Genomic DNA, 22,015 nt, shown 5'->3' on the forward strand with positions numbered 1-22,015 from the left:
CAGCGTCGAAAAAGCGCAAGCCCCGGCCATCGAGCCGGGGTTTTTGCATGAAAAAGCCCGCCGCTCTGAGGGGAGAGCAGCGGGCCAAGGTCTGGAGTGCTGGGATCAACCAGCATAGGTCAACGAGCGGCGGAGGGGTTGGTTGCGGGCTTGGCGCTCATTCTTCCGTAGGAACGTGCGCCTCTGAAAGTACCCCCCCACTTTCCAAAATGGTAATCGTTTCAGATATCGGGCCGTCCTTCGCGCGCAATGATTTCTCGTATATGCCCATTGTTGCCGAGCGTACGTCAGGTTTGATGTGGTCTGCCTGATAGAATTGAAAGGGGGGATCAGTCTTCCAAAATTTCATGCCAACTTTTCCACTGGGCCAAGTGTCCATGGCGCGACCATGACCCTCTTTGTAAAAGTTGGTTTCTCCATGCCAGTAAAATTCTTTTACGGATAGCTGACTATCGAACTCGTAGCACTTGCCAGTTTCAACACTAAGCCAACCACGGGACATCCAGTTATCAGGATCGCCGTTGTCGGCAAATTGCTCATACGCAATTGAGAAGTACACCTGATGGGAATAGTTGTTACAAAATACGATCCGCGCGCTGGCCTCACTGACGAAGCCTAAACTTAAGCAAGCAATGACCATGATCCGAGCATAGCGCATCATCCCGCAATCCCCATCTAGCCCAAGCGAAATCAACAGCACAAATCTCCTGCTGTCAACGAAACTTGCTCCCTCCACAATTGAAGCGTCAGCCTTCGTTGGGGACTGCAAAAGGCACGATCCCTTGATCTGGCGTGATCCCAAAATTGATCGGTGGCGATTCCACGATGATGGGAAAACCGATCCGGTGGACCACATTGCAGACATACGTAAGCATGACTTGGTATTGAGCCGGCCCGACCGAGGCGGCTGTCGGAATGGTGATGGAGCGCTGGTAGGTCTCTCGCCCCGCCAGATATTGCAGCCCGACCGTGTAGGACGGTATCGAGTGTGTGTCGCCGGAGGCATCGGCAACCCGGCGCTTCGCCGTGACGTCACAGACCCGACTGCGGAACACCTTGAACTCGACTTCCAGTGATCCGCCTTGGGGCGCGCTTGGCTCCAAGGCGCGAGCATTCTCATAGACGATGGGTGGCGAGCGGTCGCTAATAGCCAGACCGAGGCTGGCAGAGCCTATGGCGGCCAGCACAAAGACCATAACGCCGGTGAACTTCCAGAATGTGGGGGTCAATGCGGCGACCCTTTCAGCCAGGCGATGACCTTCATGGCGTTCTCGCCGACGGCGACCGTGCCGACGAAGATGGCGACGATGGTGATGATCAGCCACCGCAAGAAGCGGCTTACCGCTTTCACGTCCCGAAACATCTTCATCATGCCGCGCAGCTCATCGCGCGGGATCGTGGCGACATAGGTCAGGCTTTCAACTTCCTCCGGCTCGAGTTTCCGGAGCATCTCCTTGACCTTATCGTCTAGCTGTTCGAACCGGTCCGCTGCATTATGCTCCGTCATTTCAATTCGCTGCGGCGTGAAGCGCTGGCTTTGGTATGACGGTCGCATTCGGCGGCCGTGTAGAGCATGATCGCGCAGCCGGGCGCCATGGTACGGTCGATCTTGTTCTGATCCTCGACCGTCTTGCCCTTTGCCCCGGCGAGGCTGCTACCGATCGCCGCCCGCAGGGCTGGAACACCGTTCACGACGGAAGTCCCACAGCCCGCCAGAAGAATTGCAGTGGTCAAAAGACCGGCTGGCATCAATGCCCTTGTGTATCGCATCCTGGTTGTCCTCCTTGATTTTGGCGCGGACCTCGTCGGCGCCCTTGTGCTTGATGAATTCGTAGACGCCGCGCGCAGCGCCCGAGGCGACCAGGGCGATGACCGCCCAGGCGATGATGCCGCCGGCCAGGCGCGAGACGCCAAGCCGGCCGACAAGCATTGTGATGAGAAAGCTCATACGGGCGCCGTGCCGAGCGCCGCGGCGAGGCGTTTGGCCTGCCGGTTGGCATACCAGCGATACAAGGCGCCGCCGCAGACCAGAACGGCGCTGACGATGGCCAGCACCACGACGACCTTCATGATGAATTCGCTGCCGTAGGACATCGGCGAAAGCTGATTCTGGAGATCTTGCAGCATGCCTGAGACCCCGAGCCCGCCGGCACCTGCGCCGATCGCGCCATCGGCCGGCGCGGTGGACGGTGCAGCCGTCGCATCCTCGACAAACGCCTTCGCCTGGCCACCATCGTAAAAGTTGGCCGCCTGCGGTACCTGGCCAGTTGCCCATGCCTGACCGATGGAGCGAACCTCGGCAACGCGCGCGGACCAACCCCGGCCAAAGGTGGCGAAGGTACCCAGCCGCTTCAGGAAGGCCATGCGCGCGTTGCAGATGCGGTCTATCAGGGCGTCGTTGTTCGTGTCGGCTTTGAGCGCGGCGAGCGTGCCCATGCCCATAACGCCATCAATGCGGCCGGTGTAGGCGGGCCGCAATGCCTGCTGAAGCCACATGATCGAGCGACCGGGACCGGAATTCACCGCCCCGTCAAAGAGCACATAATCGACGCCGGCCGGCAGCAGATCGCCCTTCACGGCGTCCCAATACTGGCGGTCATAAATCTCGTTCAGTTCATCGAACGCTATGCCCTTGACCGGGCGAACCGCCAAGCCCTTGCCTCGGCGATAGCCGTCATAGACGCGTTGCGTGACACCCTTCATCGTCGGGCCGCCAGGGTCAGCGGGATGGTTCGAATAACCGCCTTCATGCGCGAGCACGCGGGCAAGCGATTCCTTTTCACGGGAAACAGCCATGAGCTTTCCTTTCGGGAGATGATCGGTTGAATTGTATCGACCGGTGAAACCGGGGATTGATGATCTGGGGCTAAAGTAGCGGCATGAAACCGATGGTCTCAGCCGCTCTGCTTCTCGCCGCCGCAGGCGGCGCGGGCTATTTTGCTGACGACCTTTTGCATGTGGCGGCGGCGGCAACATCAGCCGTCGCGGCTCGATCGAAATGCAACATCAAGGGCAACATCTCGATCAACACCGGCGAAGAGATTTACCACTTGCCCGGCCAGAAATTTTACAACGAAACAATCATCCGGCCGGAGTTCGGCGAACGATGGTTCTGCTCTGAGGCAGAAGCCCGGGCCGCCGGCTGGCGCAAGTCGAAGCGGTAGGCTTTTTTTCCAATGCCACTTGGCTATGTTCGGCCCAGGAGACTGACCGAATGAAGTATGACGAGCCCAGAGGGCGTTGGGTAAAGCTGCCCAAGCCGTGGTCCGAACTACGCCGGGGATTGCGCGACGAAGTCGCCGCCACGGCTGGCGAAATCCATACTTACGATGGCGGGCATCTTCTGCGCGTTGAGGGGCGATGGGAGGTACTGGCGAGCGGCGACAGCCACGATGCCGATGTCATTATGAACGCGCTGCGTAAACCGAACTAACCAGTCTGCGGCCAGCCATGGAAGATATGGCGGCAGGTTGTCTGAGTGTCGGTTCTGCTATAGTTCTGGTTGGAAATCCTTACAGAGCCAGGTTGCGATGTTAAAAAGGCTGGCCGAACGCGGTTTTGCGATATGCGGCGGCTTGGCCGCCATCTTCCTGTCACTCGCCTTGCTGCATGGCCTGCATGACACATGGCAACCGGAGCTATTTCAGTTCATGCTTCTGAAATGGTTCAGCTTCGGCGTCTTCATGTTTATCGCAATCTTCTCGCTGATCACGATAATCGAGGCGGCCTTCGGAACCAGATGGTTCGGCCCGCTCAGGTAGCGTCTTTCTGACCTGCAAGCGCTGCCGTAACAGCCGTATCGATCATCGCTTGTACTTCAGCCTGTCGCGCCGTCGCCGCATCTTGCGCAGCCTGCTCTTGAGCAGCGTCAGCTTCAGCCTGTTGCCGCGCACGCTCTTCCTCGTCCACGATACGCGCCAACCGCGCGGCTTCTACCGCATCGCACCACGCCTTGGTATTCGCCGCGATAGTGGCATCTGCCCGGTGGGCTAAGACGATGCCCTGCACGTAGGTGGCCAAGGTGTCCCCATTGGGGACCTCGAAGCCAAGCTGATCGAGGATGGCTGCGTTGGAGACTTGCACCGCCTCTGCGATGTCCGTCACGTTGGGCTGGATGGTAAGCCTATGAGGCTCAGAGCCCCCCAAGGGAGACCCATCATCGTCCACCACCCCTTTCATGAAGCGGACAGAGGCGGACCCGTCAAAACCGAGGGTGATGTCTTGGAATTTGGCTACTTTGGTGACCACGACAGGCCTCCTTCTGGTGTGACTAAACGGTGAAAAACTGTCCAGACGCCCGGATAGTGGCGGCCGTATCCATCGCGATGCCGCCTGTTCCCCCGCCCGAGGCAACAGACTCGATGTTGAGCTGCGTGCTAGGGACGCCCATGTAGGCCTGGGGTGTGCCGGAGAAGGTCAAGTTGCTGACATAGAGGGCGACCACCACGCCCGTGCCGGCTCCGGTAAAAGGGAAGCCGTTGATCGCCATGGAACCTGTGCCAGTATGCGCCGACCACACCAGGTTGATAGAGTAGCTGACCAAGTTTCCCACCTTGGTGTACTTCCCTGTCTGGGCGGCATATGTCCCTGTGCCTGCCGTGGTTAGGCCGATTAGGACCGCAGTGAAGGTCCCCTCCTCGTAGTCGTCAAGCGTGTTAGCGTTCGAGCTGGGAACGTCGGTTGCAGGGAACGCAATCTGGCCGCCGGTCAGCGTGATCGAGCTGCTGAAACTCTGCGCACCGGACCATGTAAAGGCTCCGGCGAAGGTCCCGGACGCCAACCCCTCATGCATAAGCTTGTATGCATTGGCCCCGTGAGACCACCCGCCCACCTTCCAGTTGTTGTCAGTATCAATGCCGAAGTTGCCGGCGAAGGCACCTTGCCGATTGAACGAGATGAAGGCCGCATTGCCTACACCCGTAAAGCCATTGACCATGAAGGCCGCAGTTCCCGCAGCCGGCCCGCCGCTGACCCCTATGGCTTGGCCTGCCGCAAGCGTGATATTTTGAGTGGTGCTGAAGGTATTGGACGCGTTGAGCTTCGCCACGTTGCTGGCCGCAACGCCGCTGTCTTGCAGGGTCTTGCCGCCCACACCATTGAAACTCGGAAGGTTGCCCGAGACGGCCGATGCCGGGCCTGTTGCGACAGATCCCGCAGCGAGACCGCTGTCCTTGCCGACCTTGCCGGTGGTGCCGTTGAAGCTGACGAGGTTGTCGGCAACCGACGCGGCCGCGCCTGCAAAGTCGCCCTTGTCGCCAGCGCGATTGAACACCAGCCAGCACGACGCGCCGGCGGCAATCGCGCCGGAGCCGGAAACGTAGGCGAGCGTCAGTTTGCGGTAGCCCGTGCCGTCAACCACGGAACCGGTAACGTTGAAAACATAGCGCACTGCGGCATTGGTGGTCGGCCCGATCGTGAGCGTGCCGCGGATCGTGTTGGTGCTGTCATCCCAGCCGTCCAGCGCTGCGGCAACGCTGACCCCATAGGCGTCGGCGTTATCGATATAGGCCGCCGTCGCGCTGGCAGGAGCTGCGTTGTTCAGCCGAAAATTGCCGGGGCCGGGATTGGCATCGGCCGTGGCCGTGGCGAACTTGAAGGACAGCGCGCCAAGCGCCGAGCCGAGAATGCCTGCGAAGGTCGGGTCGGCGATAACGCCGGCTGCGATGCTCGTGGAATTCGAATTGATGTAACCGGGCAGGACATCCGCCAGCTTGGCGAGGATGTAGTTGACCAGCACCGTGCGCAGCAGGAGCGGCGATGTCGGGTCGAGCGTGTTGAGGTCGACACCGGAGCCCACCAGAAGGCCGCGCAGATTGCCGATGATGCGGCTCCAATCATCCGGCGTCAGTTTGGTGGAATCGCCATAGGTCAGGCCATTGCGGGGCCAGGAGAAGCCGTCCTGATGGACGGCCTCCATTCCCGCAGGCGCGGTGAGCTTCTTGACAGCATCGAATATGCCGAACAGGTCAGGCACGGGCATGGTTCAGTCCTTGCGCGGGATGGCCGAAAAGTGCGGCGATCAGGTCTTGATGATGAACATGGCCGCGAGGTTGCGCGGCCGCGTTTCGGCGTCGCCGGTGACCACGTTGAGGCCGTCCAGTTCGTTCCCGGAACCTCCGGAATCGTAACCCTCGCTGGTGACGCTTTCCCCCGCCTTGGAAGGCCTGGCGAAGCCGACTTTGCTCGGATTGGAGGCGTTGGTCATGCCGATGGCGGTGCCAACGCCATTGATGCGGGTCGGCGCCGTGGTCTTCGGTGCCGCGGTGGCCCAGTCCTGGAAACTGGCGAATGCACGGGCAGCGTCGATGCCGCGAGCATCGTCGAAACCGCGCACAAACTCGCCGCGGAAGTCGGGCACGTTGAAGGTGGTCACCGCGTCGCCTGCGCCCCAGGTTGTGCCGATCACCGTGAACAGGGGCGCGAAGGTGGTGCGGCTAACCGCTTGACCATTACATTTCAACCAACCGTTCGGCGGCGTCGTCGATCCGTGCATGGCGATGATGCCGGGCGCGACCGTGATGGGCGGCGACACACCGGCAACGACTTGCGCCAGAAGAACCGAAAGCGCTTGCCAAAGCTGCGTCGGGTCGGCCGGATCGGGCGTAAGGCCCGCCTGGGTGATGACCTTCAGGATCTCATCCTGCAGATCGTTGACCACCTTGGCCGGGGGGATGGCGCCGATGAGGCCGGCCGTGCGATTGGCGTCCCAATAGGGAACGCGCACGTTGCTTGCCGGCGCGTTGACCGGATTGACGAATTTCATGTTGGCTCCTTTGGTTTATACCTCACGCCGCGCATCGGCCGCTGCACGGCCTGCGGCTCCGGCAGGGCGCGCCATCGGGCGCGACGGGCAATCGCCCTGCGGCCGGTCAGACGGAGAAGATGACGGTCGTCCAGGCCGGTTTCATCGCCTTGAACAGGCAGATGAGATCGGCGGGCAGGCCGAGGTCGCCGAAAGGCGTCAAGCCCATCTCGGCTTCGGCCATGTGGAAGTCGTAGATCGGGACATTGGGGACGCTGACGATCCAGACATATTGGACAGGCTCGCCGCCACTCAACTCATCAGTGCCGCCCATTTCGGAACCGCCCATGCAAAACGGCTTGGGTTCCTCGATCGTGATCGTGTAGCCGGCATCGGCGGCAAGCTGGATGAAGTCGGCGGGCGTGATGGTGCCGCCCGAGCGGATCTTAAGCAGCAGCGAGCGCATGCGCATGTCGATGGTCTGATCAGGACCAAGGCATGGGTCGGGCAGTCCGTATTCGATTTCCCAATCGTCGAGCGAATTGACGATGGTGACCGCCGTCGATTCCAGAACGACGCCGAAGAGGGCGCGGTAAGCGTCGCCAAGGGCGGAACCCATCGCGCGCCAGAAGCGGGCGAGCACGGATATCGGGTCAAGAGCCTGGTTGTCGGGCGTGCCCCACGCCGCTCCCCTCGGCAGCAGCCCCGTCAGGAAACCTCCAGACGTTTCGTCGTCGGGATCTGCCAGGACGTCGGACTGGTCGGGGACGGCAACGGACGTGTCTTGCGGGGCAAAGTGGAGGAAAGCCCGCTCGTCCTCGCCGAGATAGCGCGGCCAGCGTGTTGCCGGACCAATAGGGGCCGGATCAGACATAGGAAACCGTGCCCAGAACCGGCATCTTGCCGTCGATATAGGTGATGTCGCCCGAGGGGTAGATCAGAACGTGGCGATCCTCGCCGACCGCCTTGCTGACCGCTTCAGACACCCACGATCTCGACAAAGTGAATGGCTGCGTCGAGACACCAGGCCTTGCGCGCGACACCAACATGGCCGCGATTGAGGCCGCAATGGCCGAACGCGTCTGCACCGTGTCGAGGGCGAGGCCAGCGATGGTGATATCGAGGTTGACGGGTATCGGCGCCGAAACCGACAGGCCGGCACGGATCAGGCGGCGCGCTTCAAGCGCCTCTTGCACGATGGCGATATCGCCGGCCTCGGGAATGCCGTTGACGCGGCCATCGAAAAGAAACCAGACGCCGACCGTCCCCGGCGCATCGGCGAAGGGCAAGGCCCAGGCCTGGCTGACGCCGGGTACTTCGCGGGCGAAGCGCTCATAGTCGGAATAGGCGCCGCCCTGCGGTGGCCGCCGCTTGCGATCGAGGATGCGGGCGCGCAGGCTGGCATCGGTCTCGGTGTCGGCGCCGCCGCCAATGCCGCCCGCCGCCACGGTGGCGTCGAGGTCGAGATTGGGGAATTGCGTAGGGTCGGCACGCTGCACCGTCTCGCCGGCCGCGATGTTGGCGACCACGCCATAGTCGTCGGACAGGACCAACAGCGTCACCAATCCGACCAGGTCGGAACGGGCGTCCGATGCCGAGCGGTAGAGGCGGCCATTGTAGACGAAGCCGATGCCGGCCGGATAGATCGTGTCGGCATAGCCGTTGAGCGTGACGTAGCCTTCGGCACGCGCCTTCGGACGGCGATAGATGCCGTATTGCGCACCGTGGCGCTCGAGGTGCTGCACGCTGGCTGTCGTGGCGAAGATCTGCTCGTAAAGCCAGGCTGCGCGCAGGTGCATGTCGTGAAGCCCGGCTGCGACCGTCTTGACGATCGCCGTCAGATTGTTCGGCGACACCAGCGCATCAGTGCCCGGCAGGTAGCGGCGCAAGGAGCCGCGCAGCCGGGTCGAGATCTCAGTTGGCGAGAGGACGGTCCAGGGCATTGGCTATGCCTCACGCGCCGCATCGGCGGCGTCGCCGCCTGGCGTTCCGGCGGGGCGGGCAAACGTGCCCGACGGCCGGTCGGCCTTGCGGCCTAGCGGCCGATTGAGGATCGACCTCTTGGCGAGTTCCGTTTGCACGCACGTGCTCCATCAGTTGGCGAGAGGACGATCCAAGGCGCGCAACTGCTGCCACAGGACGCCGAAGCGCTGGTCGAACACGACCGCGCCTTCGCGGTCCTTCAAGGTGATGACGAGGTCGATGCGGCGTTGCGCCGGATCGGCGGTGGCGACCACGTCGACCGATGAGACGGCGCGCTGGTCGACCAGCGTCTGCAGCGCGGCTCGGGCATAGTCCTCGGCCCGCAATGCGGTGGCATCGCTGGCAGTCGAGCGGCGCAACAGCCAGAGCTTGGAGCCGATCGGCGTTTCGCCGAGGTCGGTGCGCAGGTCGAAACTGTCGCCGGGCCAGCCGCGGTTCTGCTCCTCGGGCGGCAGCTCATCCGGCTCGACGCGGGCATCGGTCATCAGACAGAGCAGGACAGCGGTCGCCAGTTCTGCCCGCGCGCGCAGGCCACCCGCATTGGCCCTGTCGTCGCCGGCCAGCGCCCAATCGCCGCTGACGCCATCCCATACGGTATCGGGCGACAGCAGCGGTTCGCCGTCGCCAGTGAGCGGTACGATGCGGATCATCAGTGCGTATGGTGGTTGCTGTTGCCGCCGGCATCCATGATGGTGCCGGTCGCGGTAATGTTGCCGGTGACGTTGAGGTTGCCGGTCAGGTTCCAGTTGCCACCGGTCAAGGTGATCGTGCGCGAACCGAAATCCATGGTCACCCCTCCGGCGAACAGTTTGATGATGTTGCCGCTGGCGTCGTAAAGCGCCGACGCCCCGTCCGGAATGTCGGGCCGATGCCCGGCATGCTCGATGCCCATCAGCATCGCCTGCGTGCGCCGGCCAGGCATCACCATGGCGACGCCGATCGCGCCCTTGGGCGGGCGGCTGGCGGCACCGTGCGGCTGCACGAAAAGGAGATCCTTGAACGTCTCGCCTGCCAGGCCACGACCGGAAATCAGCAGCTGGCCGTTGTCGAAACGCGAGCTATCGATCTGGAAGCGCGTGAGGTGGGCAGACGACTTCATGATCTTTGCCTCGCGGGCCGCATCGCCGCTTCGCGGCTGGCCCTCCGGCGGGGCGCGCCATCAGGCGCGACGCCCGGTCGGGCTTGCGAGCGTTGCTCGATAGTCATTGCGCCGAATACTCCGCTTTCGGTTCCGGCGCCGACCAGCCCTTGCCCGATTTCGAGCCGGATGAACTGCCGCCCAGCGCGCGCGGATCGGCGAGCGTCAGGGTCGCGCGCGTGCCGTCGCTTTCGGACTTGGTGTCCTGTGTCAGTTCGACGGACTTGATGACCATCATCTGGTCGAGATAGATGCGGGGGTGTCTGACGTAGACCAGCCAGTTGGGCGTCCAGATCTTGCCGCCCTGGTCACGCCAGCCGACAACGGAAATCGTCGCGCCAACAGCAAGCCCGGCTGCGGCGCGCGCTTCCCATTCGACGGCGTTCTTCATGTGCGAGGCGGTGGCCTCACCGTCGAGGACGATGATCTTCGGTCGGCTGCGGCCGGCGGCGGACGCCTTCGCCTCGGGACGCAGCGCCATGGCATTGACCCCGCGCGATTGCTGGCCGCGCACGATGGTCGGGTTGAACTTGCCCTCGCCCGAGAATTCGGCGCTGGCCGAGACGATGTTGACGCCCGCCGCTAGGCCGCCCGAATGCGTACCTTCGGGCTTCTTCACGATGGCGAGTTTGCCCTCGGGCGTATCATGGATGATCGCCGCTTCGGCGCGCGCCAATGGTTCCAGCGTCGAGTAGAGCGATTCCCCCGGCTCGATCTGGTGCTTGGCGATGGTCTCGAAGGAACCTTTGGCCTCGATGCCGATGCCAAGATTGTCGAAGGCATCACCAATGCCCTTGATATCCTTGTTCTCGACCAGGCCGGTCTTATGCAGGATCGATGTTTCAACCGCGTCGACCGTGCGGGAGACAAGCGTGATCGTTGCCTGCCAGTCATCCGGTCCCTGGTCGGGGCGCAGGTCGCGGACGTAGCCGGTCAGCAGCAACGTGCCGTTGGCGGTCAGGGTTGCCCCGTCATCAGGCCATGGCGGCGATACGCCCGGCGGTATGTGACCGGTGATCACGGCGGTGCGGACAGCCTCTTCGGCCGAGATCGAAATCGACACGTCATGCCAGGGCAGGAAGATGCCGCCCGCCGACACGCTAATGGTCTCAAGCGGCATTTTTCACCTCTCGCTGACCGACACGGAATGTAGTGCATTCAGAACAAGCCTCGACCATTGCAAGCCCTCGCCAACGCGTGTACTTTGCCGCGGCGCGCGCAGGTATTCCGCCTCACCATCGCGCATTTTCAATGGAAGCAAAAACTCGGTTTCACTCGCTGATGCACGCGGTGTGCGTCAGGCATGGCTATTGTGGCGGACTGCACGGCGACAGATTTATGCACGTGACCGATTACATTCCGCAGTCCGGCGATGTCACAGCGGACCAATTCGTAGAATGGGTTTTTCTCGCCGAACATGGCGGTCAAACGTATCGACCGTCTCCTATGCTGGATCGACACCGTGTGAGGCTCCGGGACTTTTTTGTCGAGCACATGGGGGCCGATGTCGTCGATGCAAGCCAGTTGAGATGGGAATGAAGGGCTGTTTGTTAGCGTCCCATCAACCCGCCATTTCCGACGCCGGCCAAATCAAGAAAGGACGACTGTGAAGAGCTACTTCCTTGAACAACTGCCAGACGAGCAGCAGGCGCGACGCGCGTTGAGCACGACCCTGCCCGGACAAATCGAGCCTTGGTTGCTCTCGGTGCCGGAAGGCGATGCTATTGCCTATTTCAACATTACGAACTTGGAAGACGATGGCGGCTTGGCGATTCAGGCTGACTGCAGCGGCCGCCACTTCGAAAAGGACGAGGTTGTGTTGAATGTTCTGCGGGCTCTGCGACAGACGCTTGGGGGTATCCTACGAGACGATTTCGATAAGTATCTGCCCTGAGTACGCCGCCGGATCGAGTTGGCTGGTTGCGCGAGATTTCATGAAAGTCATATCTGTTCGTCAAGGCGCAATGGCCTCGAACAGGACCGGCATGGCGGCCGGCGTTGCAACGCTGTTGCGCGAGACCAGTTCGCCCGCCCTGCCCGCATCGCCGTAAAGCGCGTAGGCAAGCGCCGTCGCCGGCAGGGATATTTCCGTCTGGACGTTGACCAACGGGGCGCGGTTGGCCGCCGTGGCGCTCAGGTCGGATGCAGCGGTGGCAGCGATGTCGGAAAGCCATTCGTTGACCGACACGTCGAGACCGCCAGAGAGCGCGTCAAGAACCGGATCGACCACGGGCGCGATGCGGTCGCGCGCGCGGCGGGCGTCCTGGCGCGATAGATAGTCGCCGGCCGCGAGCGTCTGGCAGAAGCCGGCCGCAAAGGCCGCCGCCGCCGCCAGATCGAAGACATCCGAACCGGCGGGGACGGCCGCCAGGGCGAACGCCTCTACCGTGGGGGCGGGATCGCCGACATCGGCAATCGTCCCACAGGTCGAGACGATGGCCGATGCAATGGCCGCCGCCTGCGCCACAGGCTCGCTCGACAAGCGGTTTATCGTGGCAATCGCATCGCCGACTTCGGATTGCTTCGCATCCGGCAGAGCCGCGGCGCTTGCCACGGATGACAGCTTGCCGGCAGCGGTCGCGATAGCCAGGGCCGAAGGTGCGGCCTGCCCGGTCGCGGTATCGCGCATTCGGAATGCGGCGGCGTCGGATACAAGTGCTGCGCCAGCCGAGATCAACGACGCGATGGCCAGTGCGCCCGGCACTGCCGCGAACGGCAGAGACGGGAGGCCGGCGGCGACGAAGTCGATTTCGAAGCCGACAAAGCCGGCGCGGCCGCGCTCGCGCGACAGGCTCCAGCGCGGCACGCGCACCAGGACCGGCCCAGACATCGGCAGGACAAGGGTCGCGGCGCCTGGCGTATTGAGCGCGGCGGTGAAGTTGCGCGCAGCCGCATCGGCGAGATCGCTGGCGACATAGGCCGACAGGCTGAAACGCCTGACATCGCCGCCCATATCCTCGGTGACATGAAGGTCGGAATAGGCGATCGGCGAGACGGCAACGCGCCGGCCGCCCTCGGCGTTCTCGACCTCGACGAAGAACGGCACGCCCCGGAAGGATGCCGGACGGAAGGCCTTCAACCAGTCGCGCATCAGCGTGGTCCCATGGCACGGCCTGCATCGGAACGGCCGGTGTCAGCACGAACCGGCTTGAGCGAGCCGATCGGCCGTGAAAGGTCAGCGGCGGCACTGCGCGCGGCTGCCGCGAGACTGTTGGCGCCCGCGACGAGGGCACTCTTCAGTTCGCCAGCGACTGACGACAAGCTGTCGGCGCCTTCCTTGATACTGTCGCCGGCTTGCTTGCCGCCATCGGAAATCGACGACGCCGTCTCGACCCCCGCTCGTTTCAATGCACCCGCCGCCGCGGCATTTGCGGCAATCTCCTGTGCGTTCGGGGCCGTCATGGCAACGATCGAGCGGTCATCCTTCTGCCTGAACGCCCCGTTGCGCACCGCGGCAGCATGGCCCCTTCCGTAGAGCTGGTATTGTTCGGCCATGCTTGGCGCGACCGGGCGCGGCGACGGGACGGGAATGGCGCTGGCCTGGTCCTGCCGGCGCGACGGCAATTCCGGGCTGGCGCTCATCGGCCCTTTGGCGGCTAGCAGGCCTTCCGGGGAACGCCAGCCGGCCTTGAATGCCATCATGCCCTGGTCCTGGTTGTCGAAGCCGTTGCGCAGCCACCACATGCGCTTTTCCCAGAAGCTCATCCCTTCCTTGTCCAGCTGCGCATTGATGAACTGCGCCTTGTCCATGTTGGAACTGACGAAGTCCATGGCGCCGGTCGCGGCAGGGGCGACGCTGGATCCCACGGAACGCGTAAAACGCTCCCACGACGCCCCCATGCGGTCGATCTTCGACTGGTTGTCATCGAGGATCTTGCCGAGGTCGCGCAATGTCGAACCGTCGACATTATCGAGGTCGGCGACGAATTGGTGAAACGCGTCCTTGCCCTGGACCAAGGCGCGCATGCCCTTCTGGACCTGGAGATCGGTGAAAAGGCGCGGGATCTTCGACAGGTCGCCCTTGGTCGCCTTCTCGGTCAGCTCGATCATCACGTCGAGCAGATCCTTGCCTTCCTTGCGGGCCCTGGCCAGTTCCTCCGGCAGATTGATGTGGAATTTGGCGAAGTTCTTGACCGTTTCCTGGCTTTCCATTTTCTGCAAGACGTTCTGCAGGTCGGTCGCAGCCTCGGATGCATCGCCTTCACGGATGCGGATGGTCTGCAACGCCGACGCCAGCCGGCCGAGGCCCTTCTCGCCCTTGTAGCCGAGCGCGGCGAAAGCCGGCGCCAAGCTCGGGATATACTGCGCCATATCCTTCAGCTCGAACTTGCCCTGCTTGCCCGAGGTGACGAGGATGTCGAAGGCGCGCTGCATCTGGCCGCCGGCAATGCCGAAGTTCGTGCCGATGGAATTGGCCGTGGTGGCGATGTCGGTGATTTCCGCGCCGGCCGCCTGCGCGGTCGCTGTCACGGCCGGAAGGAAAGACAAGGCATCGTCAAGATTGCGGCCGGCGGCAACCAGTGTTTCCAGGCCATCGGTGACGCTGTCCTGCGTCGTCGAATAGTCGAGTGCCGCACGGTCGACGGTTCGGAACATTTCGGCAAGTTTGTCCTTGCCGGCATCGGCATTGATGGCGATGCGGTTCAGGCGGCGTTCGGCGCTGGCGAAATTGGTGACAAGCGCCGAGGTGCCGCGCACGACGCCGTAGGCGAGAAGCCCGCGAACGGCGTAGGCCGCGAGCGCGCTGTTGCGGGCCATCAGCCCCTGCGTCTTGTTGAACGCCAGCGCCTTCTGGTTGACCTGGTTGAGCTTGCCAGAAAGCTGGCCGAACGCGGCCGTTGGACCAAGCTTCGCCGACAGGCGCAGGATGGCCTCGATCGTCCGGTTGCTCATTTTCTTGGCCTTCGTTTCAGGAATTCGATGCCGCGATGGTGCAGCATGCCGATCTCGGAAAAGGTCAGCGGCAACACGACATCCGGCTGCCAGCCGAAGTAGAAGATCAAGTCATCGGCCTGGATGCCGATGATCTCGTCTAGCTGCCGGCCGCTGGCGCGGATGGCATAAAAAAATCGATCACCGCCTCGCGGACAAGCCGCGCGTCGGCAAGGCCGAGCACGCCAAGCTGCCCAATATCAGGCGACACGACGCAGCGCCTGACATAGGCCGCGACGGTTGCCGTGTTCTCGATGACCACGTTGTTGCCGGCCGCCTTCTGGACTTCATAGGGCTCGCCGAGGGCCAGCAGATCTTCGAAACGCGGCTCGCGCACGGTGACGCTGTCGAAGATCTGGTCGTGCGCCTCATAGCGCTTCGACAGCGGGACGATCTTGTCGGGCATTTTTTCCTCCTTGCCTCACGCCGCGCACCGACCGCTGCGCGGTCTGCGGCTCCGGCGGGCGCGCCATCGAGCGCGACGGCCGGTCGGCCTTGCGGGCTTCGCCCGATCAGATCTTCTTGTAGGCCCGCGCGATCCCGGCGACGCCGGACACCTCACCGGTCGCGCGATTGATCGAGGGCTGGCCGGTGAACGCGGCTTCCGTCCACAGGTGCTGCGCGCCATTGAACGTCTCGTTCAACGTGACATTGAACCCTGATGCACGCATGAGGCTGTTCCAGTCGTCCGCGGACATGTCTTCGAAGGTCAGTTCGAAGCCGTAGCCGGTCGGCTCGGCCGTGCGGTAGACTGATCCGTCCTGGTTGGCCGCACCGGTAAAATTGAGGTTGGACGGCTTCACCGTTGCAGCCCCGCGCACCACGATGCGGTCTCCTGTCGACATCGCGAACGTCATCTCGCCACCGAAATTCTGCATCGGTCTTTCCTTTAAAAAACGCCCGTAGGCGACGGAAGGGTTAGATATGTGACAGATTCTGCACGTTAGAAATTAGTGAGCGAATTGATGCCCGACCAACTAGCGCATGCCTGCCAATTGGGGCTATTGAATTGCCCAGAGAATATTGGCTTGGGGGCGGAACGGTGGCTGAATTTGAGGAAGGCCGCTTGAATATAAATATCAACGACGCACCTTCCTTTATTGCTATAGTATCTGCTTTTAGTATTGCTATATCAATATCTCGAGAGCTTGGGTTTTTTTGCTTTTTTGATCTGAAGTTTCTTACCTTATATACGTTATCAGACGTGATATCTATTTCTCTCAGCATTGTCCCGTTTGCATTGGTCGGCATCGCGATTAATCTGTTAATTGATCCAAGCAGGCGACCTGACCGTAAAATACCACCTCTTGTTTCATCGACATTTGATGTCGCATTTAAGGCGTACGAAAAACGCTATTTGAGAATAGCCTGGATATCATTCACTTACATAGCAAAACTATTAACATTAATATGTCTTTTTACTGATGCTCGGCCAATCGCAGCTATGCTAATTCTTTTATATATTTATTTCCGAGTCACAACTTGGGCTTTTAGCAGTAATATTGTTAATAAATATCGTTCATATTATGCCTTTCACGTATCAATTTGGTTTATAATAACCGCTTTTGTCACTGGAATGAGTGACTTTCAGACATTGTCCTCTAAATTTTCGCCAACATATATAATAAAACTGGAGGATAAATCAATAAGACGCGTACAGATATACAGAATATTGTCGAAGTATGTAATTTTTTCGGAAGCAGACGGCCGCATTACAGCGATGGATACGTCCGGAATAAAAGAGATAACTACCATACGTGACGACTTTCGTTCTCCAGGTCCAAGCATTTATCAGTTGTATAGGTGGATTGAGCGAAATTATCTGTTAGCTGACCACAAACCCGATCGCCGTGATGAATAATTCCTCATTTGGATCGAGATACAATTAGCCTATGGCGCGATACTGACTATAGAGCTGCGCGTTGGCGGCGATCACGTCGAGCGCGTTGACGCGATCGATCGGGGCCATGATGTCGACGCGGTTGGCATTCTCGGTGTTGCGCTGGACGATCAGGCGATCGGCGAAACCCCGCGCGTTCTCGAGCACGCCCTGAAGCTCCAGCGTGTCGGCGGCATGGACCAGCGTCGCCTTGATCGACTTCGGCGTCGACAGCGATCCCAAGCCGCCGGGGTTCTCGTCGGCAAGCGCCTTCTGGCCGTGCTCATAGGAGAGCTGCGCGCGGAAGAAGCGCAGGATGGCGACCAGCTGGCCTATGGCCTGGATATCGCGAAACGTCTCGTCGGGCTGCGCGTTGGCGTCCTTCTGGTAGGTGGTGATGATCTTGTCGATCGCCACGCGGCCGTCCCTGGTGATCAGGAAGCTCGAAACGCCAGAGCGCAGCAGCGTGTTGCGGCCGGCATAGGTCGGCACGGTCGAGCGGTTGCGCTGCGCCTTGACGCCCTCGACCACCAGGCCGGTCTGGTTGCGCGACACGTTGCCGGTAACGCCGTCGGACAGCCAGGGCACGATACGGGCGACGAGGCCAGTTGCCCACAGCCAGGCCGGTGTGGCGTTTCCGGCCGAGGCGATGCGCGGCAGGATGGTCAGGTGACGATCATTGAGCGACAGGCCGAGCGTGGTGAGCGCCGAGGTCGACCCAGTCGACGGCGCGAAGACGTGGCCGTAGACCTGGCGGCTGTAAGCCCAGCGCCCGGACGTGTCATTCAGCAACGCGGCATAGCGGCCGATGTTCGTAGCGTCGGCGAAGGGCGACACGATCCAGTCATAGGGATCGTCGCCAAGGGATGCCAGTGCGCTGGACAGGTCGGGATCGCCGGTCGGCACCACGGTGTTGGTGAGCGTCAGCACCGCGCCGGCAAAGGCATTGGCGTTGACCGTGGACGGCACGAAGAAATCGAGATCGGAGAAGATAGCGCCGGCATGGCGCGCGGTGACGGTCACGGTGTCCGTCACGACGGTGGCGGTGACCGGCAGGGAGGCGCCGGTCAGGCTGTTGAAATAGCCGTTGATGGCGGCGGCGAGTGCCGCCGCAACGGTGTTGGCGCTGTCGCCGGCCGCGATCTGGACCTGCACGGGTTCGCCGGCGATCTCGATCACGCCGGCGCCGCCGCTGGCCGGAGCCGAGTTGACCTTGATCGTGTCAACGCCCGCCGTGCCAGTCGCGGCGGCCGAAACAATCCACGTTTCCTGCACCGGGGCGTTAAGGAAGGCAACGCGGGCCATTTCGGCCAGCATCGAGCCGGCGCCGGCAAGCGCCACCGCTTCCTGCGCCGAGCCGACAGCCTGCGGCGTGTTGTCGGGAATTGCCGCACCCGTGTTCTTGTGGCCGACCAGCAGCAGCCGCGACTGCGATTGATAGCTGCCGCCCGACGTCACTTCGAACGCGAACAGCGGCGCGACCAGGCCAGCGCCGGGGATGTTGTTGAACTGGATCGACATGGATGTCTCCTCTTTGGTTATGCCTCACGCCGCACACCGGCCGCTTCGCGGCCTGCGGCTCCGGCGGGGCGCGCCATCAGGCGCGACGCCCGGTCGGGCTTGCGGGCTTCGCCCGGATCGGCTCTTCAACCACCAACGAACCGTCATTGACCAACTGCAGCCAGACGGGATCTTCGCGATCGATGGTCTGGCCCTCGGCCGGGAAATCGGTGTTGGGGCGGAAGGGATGCGGCATGCGATGCGAGGCATCGGCGAGCCGGGCGTGAACGAGATTGGTCATGGTTGATCCTCGTCTGGAATATCGGCGAAGGGCGGCGCGACGGCAGCGGACGGTCCTGCCTGGCCGGATAAGCCGTTGCGTCTGGTCTCGAAGGCGAAGGTGTCGACCACCGGCAGCGGTTCGGCGGCTCCGAACTGCGCCGCCATGCCGAGGAGTGTTGCCTTGGCGTAGGAATTGTCGGGCAGCATTGCGGCGATCCCGGCGGCGGGTTGCGGCAGGCCGCCGGAGGGTGTGAATTCGTCGTCCGGTATCAGGCAGTCGAACAGCATCGTTGTACGCTGCCAGCGCAGACCCAACTCCGGCACGGCAAAGCCCTCCTCGTCGATGCTCTCGACCGCGATGACCGCCTTGCGAAACAGCGCGCCGGTTGGCCCGGCGGTCAGCGTGAAGCGCACCTGCGCGCAAAGGGCCGCGAGCACGATCCGCGCTTTCGGGTCCGTTCCCGCCATAGCGTCGACGAAAGCGCCGTCTTCGTCCTTCGAAGCGACCGCCAGTTCGGCAACCACTTCTAGGATGGTTCGGCCGTTGCGCTGAACACTCCCCTGCCCGGCGCCGCGGCGCGCCGATTCCGACTTGCGCGTGAAGAGCGACAGGACCGGCGTGTATTCCTTGCCGGGGGCGAGGATATCGAGCGACGGCCGGCGGCTGTCGAAGACGCGCTCGCGAGCAAGCGTCGGGAAAGCAGTGGCGCCGGTCGGCGAAAGGCTCTCGACCGCAGCCAGGCGGGTCGTCTCGGCAGCGATCGTCACAGGGTAGCCTTTGTCCGGTTGACGAAGATGGCCTTGCGGCGGCCGCCATCGTCGGGGATGGCAGCGACGATATAGCGGGCATCGCCCAGGCCGACGATGTCGTCGACCCTGATCGGATGCGGCCAATCCGTCGACAAAGCGGTGATGACGGCCTCATGGCTCGGCATTTCGCGAACACGGTCACGATCGGTCATCAATGTCGGCGGGTGCGAAAAGCCTGGCACAAGAGCAGCCGGACCAAGATGAATGGAGCCATCGAAATCGAAGCCGGGGCGATCGGGATCGCTGACGCGATTTGAATTGACGCTCTGGCCCTTTGCGGTCGGGTAAACATGGAAGCTCTTCGTGTCGAAGGTATCCGCGATCGAGCCCTCCAGGGCGGTGAGCGCGCTTTCCCAATCGACCATGGTCCGCTTCCTATAAGGCACAGCCGCCGAAGAACCCGGCGGCTGGAGTTTCAGCAGGGACGCTGACGTCAGGTGTTGCGGGCGCCCATCAGCGCGCCGGGCCGGGTGCAGAGCTGGAGCGCATTCATCTGCAGCTCGCCATTGATGCCCTTGTCGTTGGGCATCGGGAACTGCTTTGCATAGAGGCGCTCGCCCATGGTGTTGACGGTCTCGATGTAATCAGCCGGCGCAAAATACGTCTTGAACAGGTTCGCCACGCCGACCGGGAAGAAGCGGGCCTTTGTGGCGGCGATGCCGACACCCTCGCCATCGATCTCACCATAGTTTTCCCAGACGATGTCGCCGAACTCGAAGATCGGGTTGGAGGAGCGGTTCTTGCCGACAAAGGAATCGCGCAGGATCTGCGCATCCGTCCAACCCTTGTAGGTGTCGCGGACTTCCTTGTGGGACAGCAGCTGGTCGAAGAAAGTGTCGCCGACGAAAGCGTGCACGGAGGCAAAAGGCACGCCGCCAAGGGCCTTCTTCTCCGCCCTGATGACCTTGGTGCAGGCAAGACGAAGCGCACCGTCGACAGGATTAGCATTGTCGAGGTCGAAATCGACTTCGGCGACCTGGTTGATGCCGAACTCGGTGAACAGATTGAGGGTCGTGCCATCGGCATAGGTGATGATGCCGGTGACCGCGCCCAGGCGGGCGTGTTCTTCGGTCAAGTCGAAATCGGACATGTTGGCCGAGATCACGTCGCCGACCACCTGCTGCACCGTTGCAAGCTGGTCCGAAGTGCCCTTGGCGCGGACGCCCTGCACCTGGTCGGCATAGACGGCCCAGTCACGCTGGAAGTGCGGCACCTGGAAGTTTGTCATCTTGCGCTTGGGCATGTCGCGCGTTTCGCCAGGCCCGCCGCGGGGCGACGGCTTGACCAGCTGCAGGATATCGCCGACGCGTTCGATGGCGATCGAAGTCGTGTTGACCGGGTTTGTCGAAAACAGCCCCATCTCGCCGATGCGGCCGGGCCGGTATTTCAGGTCATTGACGAAGTCGGTCAGCGAGGTGCAGCTGAACGCATCGTTTTTGAAGATGTCGAGAATGTTGTCCATTTGCGTTTCCTTGGAAATCCTGCCTGGCAGGAGCGATGATGGCGCGGCGTGCCGCGGGCTCAAGAACTGGCCGGCGGTTACCCGCCGAACCGTCAGTTGCGGATGATGATGCCGCGCGCCTGGAGCGCCTGGGCGGCGTCGGCCTTTTGCCCTGCAGTAATGCCAACCGGCCACTCGATCTGGTGACCGTTGACCTCGGCGTCGCGGGCGATGATCGCGATGGCGGCGGTCGCGTCTGCCGGCGTGGTCACGCCGTAGATCGCGATGGCGGCGGCCACTTCCGATCCGTCGGTGCCGGCCGGGTTGAGGGCGACATACTGGAGGTCCTCGGCGTCAGCCTCGACGGTGACAGTGAACCGGTCGCCGGCGACGAAATCGGTCGCGTCGGCGATCGTGAACTTGATCTCCTTGTTGAACGCCTGGCCGACGGTCGCCTTGCCGATCGACCTGCCCGAGGGGTCGAAGACCTCGAACGTGCCGCCATTGGCTGCCGGCTCGGTGCAGGTGATGACGTAAACCCCGTCCTTGACCCTCGATGACACGGCGGGATTGGCGAGCGTCAGCGCTCCGGAACCAGCCGTGTCGCCAGCGTCCGCAGCGGCAGTTGCGACAACGCCCGCGACAACAGCGATCTTGGCAAGCACGGTGCCGGCGAGGAGTGTCTGCGAAAAGGCGATGCTGGCGTTCTCACGCGAGCGATGGAAATTCGCCTCGCTGAGCAGGAACTCGCCGGCGTGCCGGCCTTCGGTAAAAGTCGTCATGGCTTCAGCCTTTCAACGAATGGAGGGATTGGGTGCGCGACCGGCGGGTCAGCCGTTGCGCCTGTTGATGCTTTCGGCCGCCTTCTTCCAGCCGGCAGATGCAGCGGCGCCTTCGGTCTTGGGCGCCCCCGGCTGAGCGAGGCCTGCGAGCCGAGAGTTTTCGTAGTCCGTTGCATTGGCGCCGGTTGCCGGTTTCGACGCGGCGACATTGGCAACGACGAAGGCGGCGACATCCTCGCCGGACATGGCGGGCGACTTGCTCGCCAGGTCGAGGGCAGCGGCCATGCGAACGCCGTCGCCCTTGACGCCTTCGGCGCCGAGTGCGGCTGAAAGGCGAGTGCTTGCAGCGGCCACGCCGGCGGCATTACCCTTGGTCTCGGCCGACATGAGGGCGGCGTCATGATCGGCCTGGGTGATGGTGCCCGCCGCGGCGGGCGTCTGAGTTCCAGACATTCCGGTCTCCTTTTCGCCCGTTGGGCTCTGAGTGGAGGCCTTCGCCTCCGGCTTATCCCCTTGGCTCGGGGAA

31 protein-coding genes are annotated in these 22,015 nt (G+C 62.4%); 5 read left to right on the forward strand and 26 right to left on the reverse strand.

From position 1 onward, the window contains the following. Positions 1-157 precede the first annotated feature (157 nt). The 6 genes from ACZYHG_RS26375 to ACZYHG_RS26400 all read right to left on the reverse strand — a co-directional run bounded on the left by ACZYHG_RS26375 (position 158) and on the right by ACZYHG_RS26400 (position 2,796). A complete protein-coding gene (locus tag ACZYHG_RS26375; RefSeq protein ID WP_464611041.1) occupies positions 158-661 on the reverse strand; it encodes a DUF1036 domain-containing protein in 504 nt (167 codons plus the stop codon). Positions 662-746: 85 nt separating this feature from the next. After that, positions 747-1,229 carry a hypothetical protein gene (locus ACZYHG_RS26380; RefSeq protein ID WP_464611042.1) on the reverse strand — a complete coding sequence of 161 codons (483 nt, stop codon included), beginning with the start codon at positions 1,227-1,229 and terminating at the stop codon, positions 747-749. Continuing rightward, positions 1,226-1,450: a hypothetical protein gene (locus ACZYHG_RS26385; protein WP_464611043.1), complete on the reverse strand. Its 225-nt coding sequence runs from the start codon at positions 1,448-1,450 to the stop codon at positions 1,226-1,228. The genes ACZYHG_RS26380 and ACZYHG_RS26385 overlap by 4 nt, the downstream gene beginning before the upstream one ends. Positions 1,451-1,503: 53 nt before the next feature. Next, the gene (locus ACZYHG_RS26390; RefSeq protein WP_464611044.1) at positions 1,504-1,692 is read right to left on the reverse strand and encodes a hypothetical protein; all 189 of its coding nucleotides are present in this window, start codon (positions 1,690-1,692) and stop codon (positions 1,504-1,506) included. Further along, complete coding sequence (locus ACZYHG_RS26395) at positions 1,655-1,948, reverse strand: hypothetical protein (protein ID WP_464611045.1); 294 nt, start codon at positions 1,946-1,948, stop codon at positions 1,655-1,657. Before ACZYHG_RS26395 ends, ACZYHG_RS26390 begins: the two co-directional genes overlap by 38 nt. Further along, positions 1,945-2,796 carry a glycoside hydrolase family 108 protein gene (locus ACZYHG_RS26400; protein ID WP_464611046.1) on the reverse strand — a complete coding sequence of 284 codons (852 nt, stop codon included), beginning with the start codon at positions 2,794-2,796 and terminating at the stop codon, positions 1,945-1,947. Before ACZYHG_RS26400 ends, ACZYHG_RS26395 begins: the two co-directional genes overlap by 4 nt. Before the next feature lie 83 nt (positions 2,797-2,879). Between ACZYHG_RS26400 and ACZYHG_RS26405 the strand changes: the two genes are divergently transcribed. The 3 genes from ACZYHG_RS26405 to ACZYHG_RS26415 all read left to right on the forward strand — a co-directional run bounded on the left by ACZYHG_RS26405 (position 2,880) and on the right by ACZYHG_RS26415 (position 3,761). After that, positions 2,880-3,164 (forward strand): sunset domain-containing protein, encoded by a 285-nt coding sequence (locus ACZYHG_RS26405; protein WP_464611047.1) that lies wholly within the window; start codon positions 2,880-2,882, stop codon positions 3,162-3,164. 50 nt (positions 3,165-3,214) lie between these two features. After that, positions 3,215-3,433 carry a hypothetical protein gene (locus ACZYHG_RS26410; RefSeq protein WP_464611048.1) on the forward strand — a complete coding sequence of 73 codons (219 nt, stop codon included), beginning with the start codon at positions 3,215-3,217 and terminating at the stop codon, positions 3,431-3,433. A gap of 142 nt (positions 3,434-3,575) precedes the next feature. After that, positions 3,576-3,761 (forward strand): hypothetical protein, encoded by a 186-nt coding sequence (locus ACZYHG_RS26415; protein ID WP_464611049.1) that lies wholly within the window; start codon positions 3,576-3,578, stop codon positions 3,759-3,761. On the opposite strand, the gene ACZYHG_RS26420 is transcribed toward ACZYHG_RS26415, so the two are convergent. The 9 genes from ACZYHG_RS26420 to ACZYHG_RS26460 form a co-directional block, all read right to left on the reverse strand. Beyond that, positions 3,754-4,248, reverse strand: a complete 495-nt coding sequence (locus tag ACZYHG_RS26420; protein WP_464611050.1) for a hypothetical protein — start codon at positions 4,246-4,248, stop codon at positions 3,754-3,756. The two genes, ACZYHG_RS26415 and ACZYHG_RS26420, sit on opposite strands and share 8 nt — an antisense overlap. A 22-nt stretch (positions 4,249-4,270) precedes the next feature. Next, complete coding sequence (locus ACZYHG_RS26425) at positions 4,271-5,980, reverse strand: hypothetical protein (RefSeq protein WP_464611051.1); 1,710 nt, start codon at positions 5,978-5,980, stop codon at positions 4,271-4,273. Between the two features lie 39 nt (positions 5,981-6,019). Continuing rightward, entirely contained in the window at positions 6,020-6,763 is a 744-nt protein-coding gene (locus ACZYHG_RS26430) for a phage tail protein (RefSeq protein WP_464611052.1), read from the reverse strand. A gap of 106 nt (positions 6,764-6,869) precedes the next feature. After that, on the reverse strand, positions 6,870-7,616 hold the full coding sequence (locus ACZYHG_RS26435) for a putative phage tail protein (RefSeq protein ID WP_464611053.1): 747 nt from the start codon (positions 7,614-7,616) through the stop codon (positions 6,870-6,872). Continuing rightward, positions 7,609-8,685, reverse strand: a complete 1,077-nt coding sequence (locus ACZYHG_RS26440) for a baseplate J/gp47 family protein (RefSeq protein ID WP_464611054.1) — start codon at positions 8,683-8,685, stop codon at positions 7,609-7,611. The genes ACZYHG_RS26435 and ACZYHG_RS26440 overlap by 8 nt, the downstream gene beginning before the upstream one ends. A 3-nt stretch (positions 8,686-8,688) precedes the next feature. Further along, positions 8,689-8,823, reverse strand: a complete 135-nt coding sequence (locus ACZYHG_RS26445; RefSeq protein WP_464611055.1) for a hypothetical protein — start codon at positions 8,821-8,823, stop codon at positions 8,689-8,691. Positions 8,824-8,835: 12 nt separating this feature from the next. Continuing rightward, complete coding sequence (locus ACZYHG_RS26450) at positions 8,836-9,375, reverse strand: phage GP46 family protein (protein ID WP_464611056.1); 540 nt, start codon at positions 9,373-9,375, stop codon at positions 8,836-8,838. Beyond that, the gene (locus ACZYHG_RS26455) at positions 9,375-9,824 is read right to left on the reverse strand and encodes a phage baseplate assembly protein domain-containing protein (protein ID WP_464611057.1); all 450 of its coding nucleotides are present in this window, start codon (positions 9,822-9,824) and stop codon (positions 9,375-9,377) included. Before ACZYHG_RS26455 ends, ACZYHG_RS26450 begins: the two co-directional genes overlap by 1 nt. A gap of 103 nt (positions 9,825-9,927) precedes the next feature. Next, positions 9,928-10,983: a phage baseplate assembly protein gene (locus tag ACZYHG_RS26460; protein WP_464611058.1), complete on the reverse strand. Its 1,056-nt coding sequence runs from the start codon at positions 10,981-10,983 to the stop codon at positions 9,928-9,930. A gap of 486 nt (positions 10,984-11,469) precedes the next feature. Between ACZYHG_RS26460 and ACZYHG_RS26465 the strand changes: the two genes are divergently transcribed. Continuing rightward, positions 11,470-11,757 carry a hypothetical protein gene (locus ACZYHG_RS26465; protein ID WP_464611059.1) on the forward strand — a complete coding sequence of 96 codons (288 nt, stop codon included), beginning with the start codon at positions 11,470-11,472 and terminating at the stop codon, positions 11,755-11,757. A gap of 60 nt (positions 11,758-11,817) precedes the next feature. Here the strand turns inward: ACZYHG_RS26465 and ACZYHG_RS26470 are convergent, their stop codons facing one another. From ACZYHG_RS26470 to ACZYHG_RS26485, 4 genes are all read right to left on the reverse strand, one after another. Further along, positions 11,818-12,954 carry a DNA circularization N-terminal domain-containing protein gene (locus ACZYHG_RS26470; RefSeq protein WP_464611060.1) on the reverse strand — a complete coding sequence of 379 codons (1,137 nt, stop codon included), beginning with the start codon at positions 12,952-12,954 and terminating at the stop codon, positions 11,818-11,820. After that, positions 12,954-14,756, reverse strand: coding sequence for a phage tail tape measure protein (locus tag ACZYHG_RS26475; RefSeq protein ID WP_464611061.1), 1,803 nt, complete (start codon positions 14,754-14,756; stop codon positions 12,954-12,956). Before ACZYHG_RS26475 ends, ACZYHG_RS26470 begins: the two co-directional genes overlap by 1 nt. 139 nt (positions 14,757-14,895) lie before the next feature. Continuing rightward, positions 14,896-15,201, reverse strand: a complete 306-nt coding sequence (locus ACZYHG_RS26480; protein WP_464611062.1) for a hypothetical protein — start codon at positions 15,199-15,201, stop codon at positions 14,896-14,898. Positions 15,202-15,307: 106 nt separating this feature from the next. Next, positions 15,308-15,673 (reverse strand): phage tail tube protein, encoded by a 366-nt coding sequence (locus tag ACZYHG_RS26485; RefSeq protein ID WP_464611063.1) that lies wholly within the window; start codon positions 15,671-15,673, stop codon positions 15,308-15,310. A 131-nt stretch (positions 15,674-15,804) separates the two neighbouring features. Between ACZYHG_RS26485 and ACZYHG_RS26490 the strand changes: the two genes are divergently transcribed. Then, positions 15,805-16,656, forward strand: a complete 852-nt coding sequence (locus ACZYHG_RS26490; protein ID WP_464611064.1) for a hypothetical protein — start codon at positions 15,805-15,807, stop codon at positions 16,654-16,656. 24 nt (positions 16,657-16,680) lie between these two features. Here ACZYHG_RS26490 and ACZYHG_RS26495 read toward each other — a convergent pair whose 3' ends face one another. From ACZYHG_RS26495 to ACZYHG_RS26525, 7 genes are all read right to left on the reverse strand, one after another. Beyond that, positions 16,681-18,195 (reverse strand): phage tail sheath subtilisin-like domain-containing protein, encoded by a 1,515-nt coding sequence (locus ACZYHG_RS26495; protein ID WP_464611065.1) that lies wholly within the window; start codon positions 18,193-18,195, stop codon positions 16,681-16,683. 76 nt (positions 18,196-18,271) lie between these two features. Continuing rightward, on the reverse strand, positions 18,272-18,475 hold the full coding sequence (locus ACZYHG_RS26500) for a hypothetical protein (RefSeq protein ID WP_464611066.1): 204 nt from the start codon (positions 18,473-18,475) through the stop codon (positions 18,272-18,274). Next, positions 18,472-19,224, reverse strand: coding sequence for a hypothetical protein (locus tag ACZYHG_RS26505; RefSeq protein ID WP_464611067.1), 753 nt, complete (start codon positions 19,222-19,224; stop codon positions 18,472-18,474). The genes ACZYHG_RS26500 and ACZYHG_RS26505 overlap by 4 nt, the downstream gene beginning before the upstream one ends. Then, a complete protein-coding gene (locus tag ACZYHG_RS26510) occupies positions 19,221-19,631 on the reverse strand; it encodes a hypothetical protein (protein WP_464611068.1) in 411 nt (136 codons plus the stop codon). The genes ACZYHG_RS26505 and ACZYHG_RS26510 overlap by 4 nt, the downstream gene beginning before the upstream one ends. Positions 19,632-19,699: 68 nt before the next feature. Then, positions 19,700-20,728 carry a major capsid protein gene (locus tag ACZYHG_RS26515; protein WP_464611069.1) on the reverse strand — a complete coding sequence of 343 codons (1,029 nt, stop codon included), beginning with the start codon at positions 20,726-20,728 and terminating at the stop codon, positions 19,700-19,702. Between the two features lie 92 nt (positions 20,729-20,820). Next, the gene (locus tag ACZYHG_RS26520; protein ID WP_464611070.1) at positions 20,821-21,489 is read right to left on the reverse strand and encodes a head decoration protein; all 669 of its coding nucleotides are present in this window, start codon (positions 21,487-21,489) and stop codon (positions 20,821-20,823) included. Positions 21,490-21,537: 48 nt separating this feature from the next. Then, on the reverse strand, positions 21,538-21,942 hold the full coding sequence (locus ACZYHG_RS26525) for a hypothetical protein (RefSeq protein ID WP_464611071.1): 405 nt from the start codon (positions 21,940-21,942) through the stop codon (positions 21,538-21,540). Positions 21,943-22,015 lie beyond the last annotated feature (73 nt).

It is taken from the genome of Mesorhizobium subarcticum, from assembly GCF_055456085.1.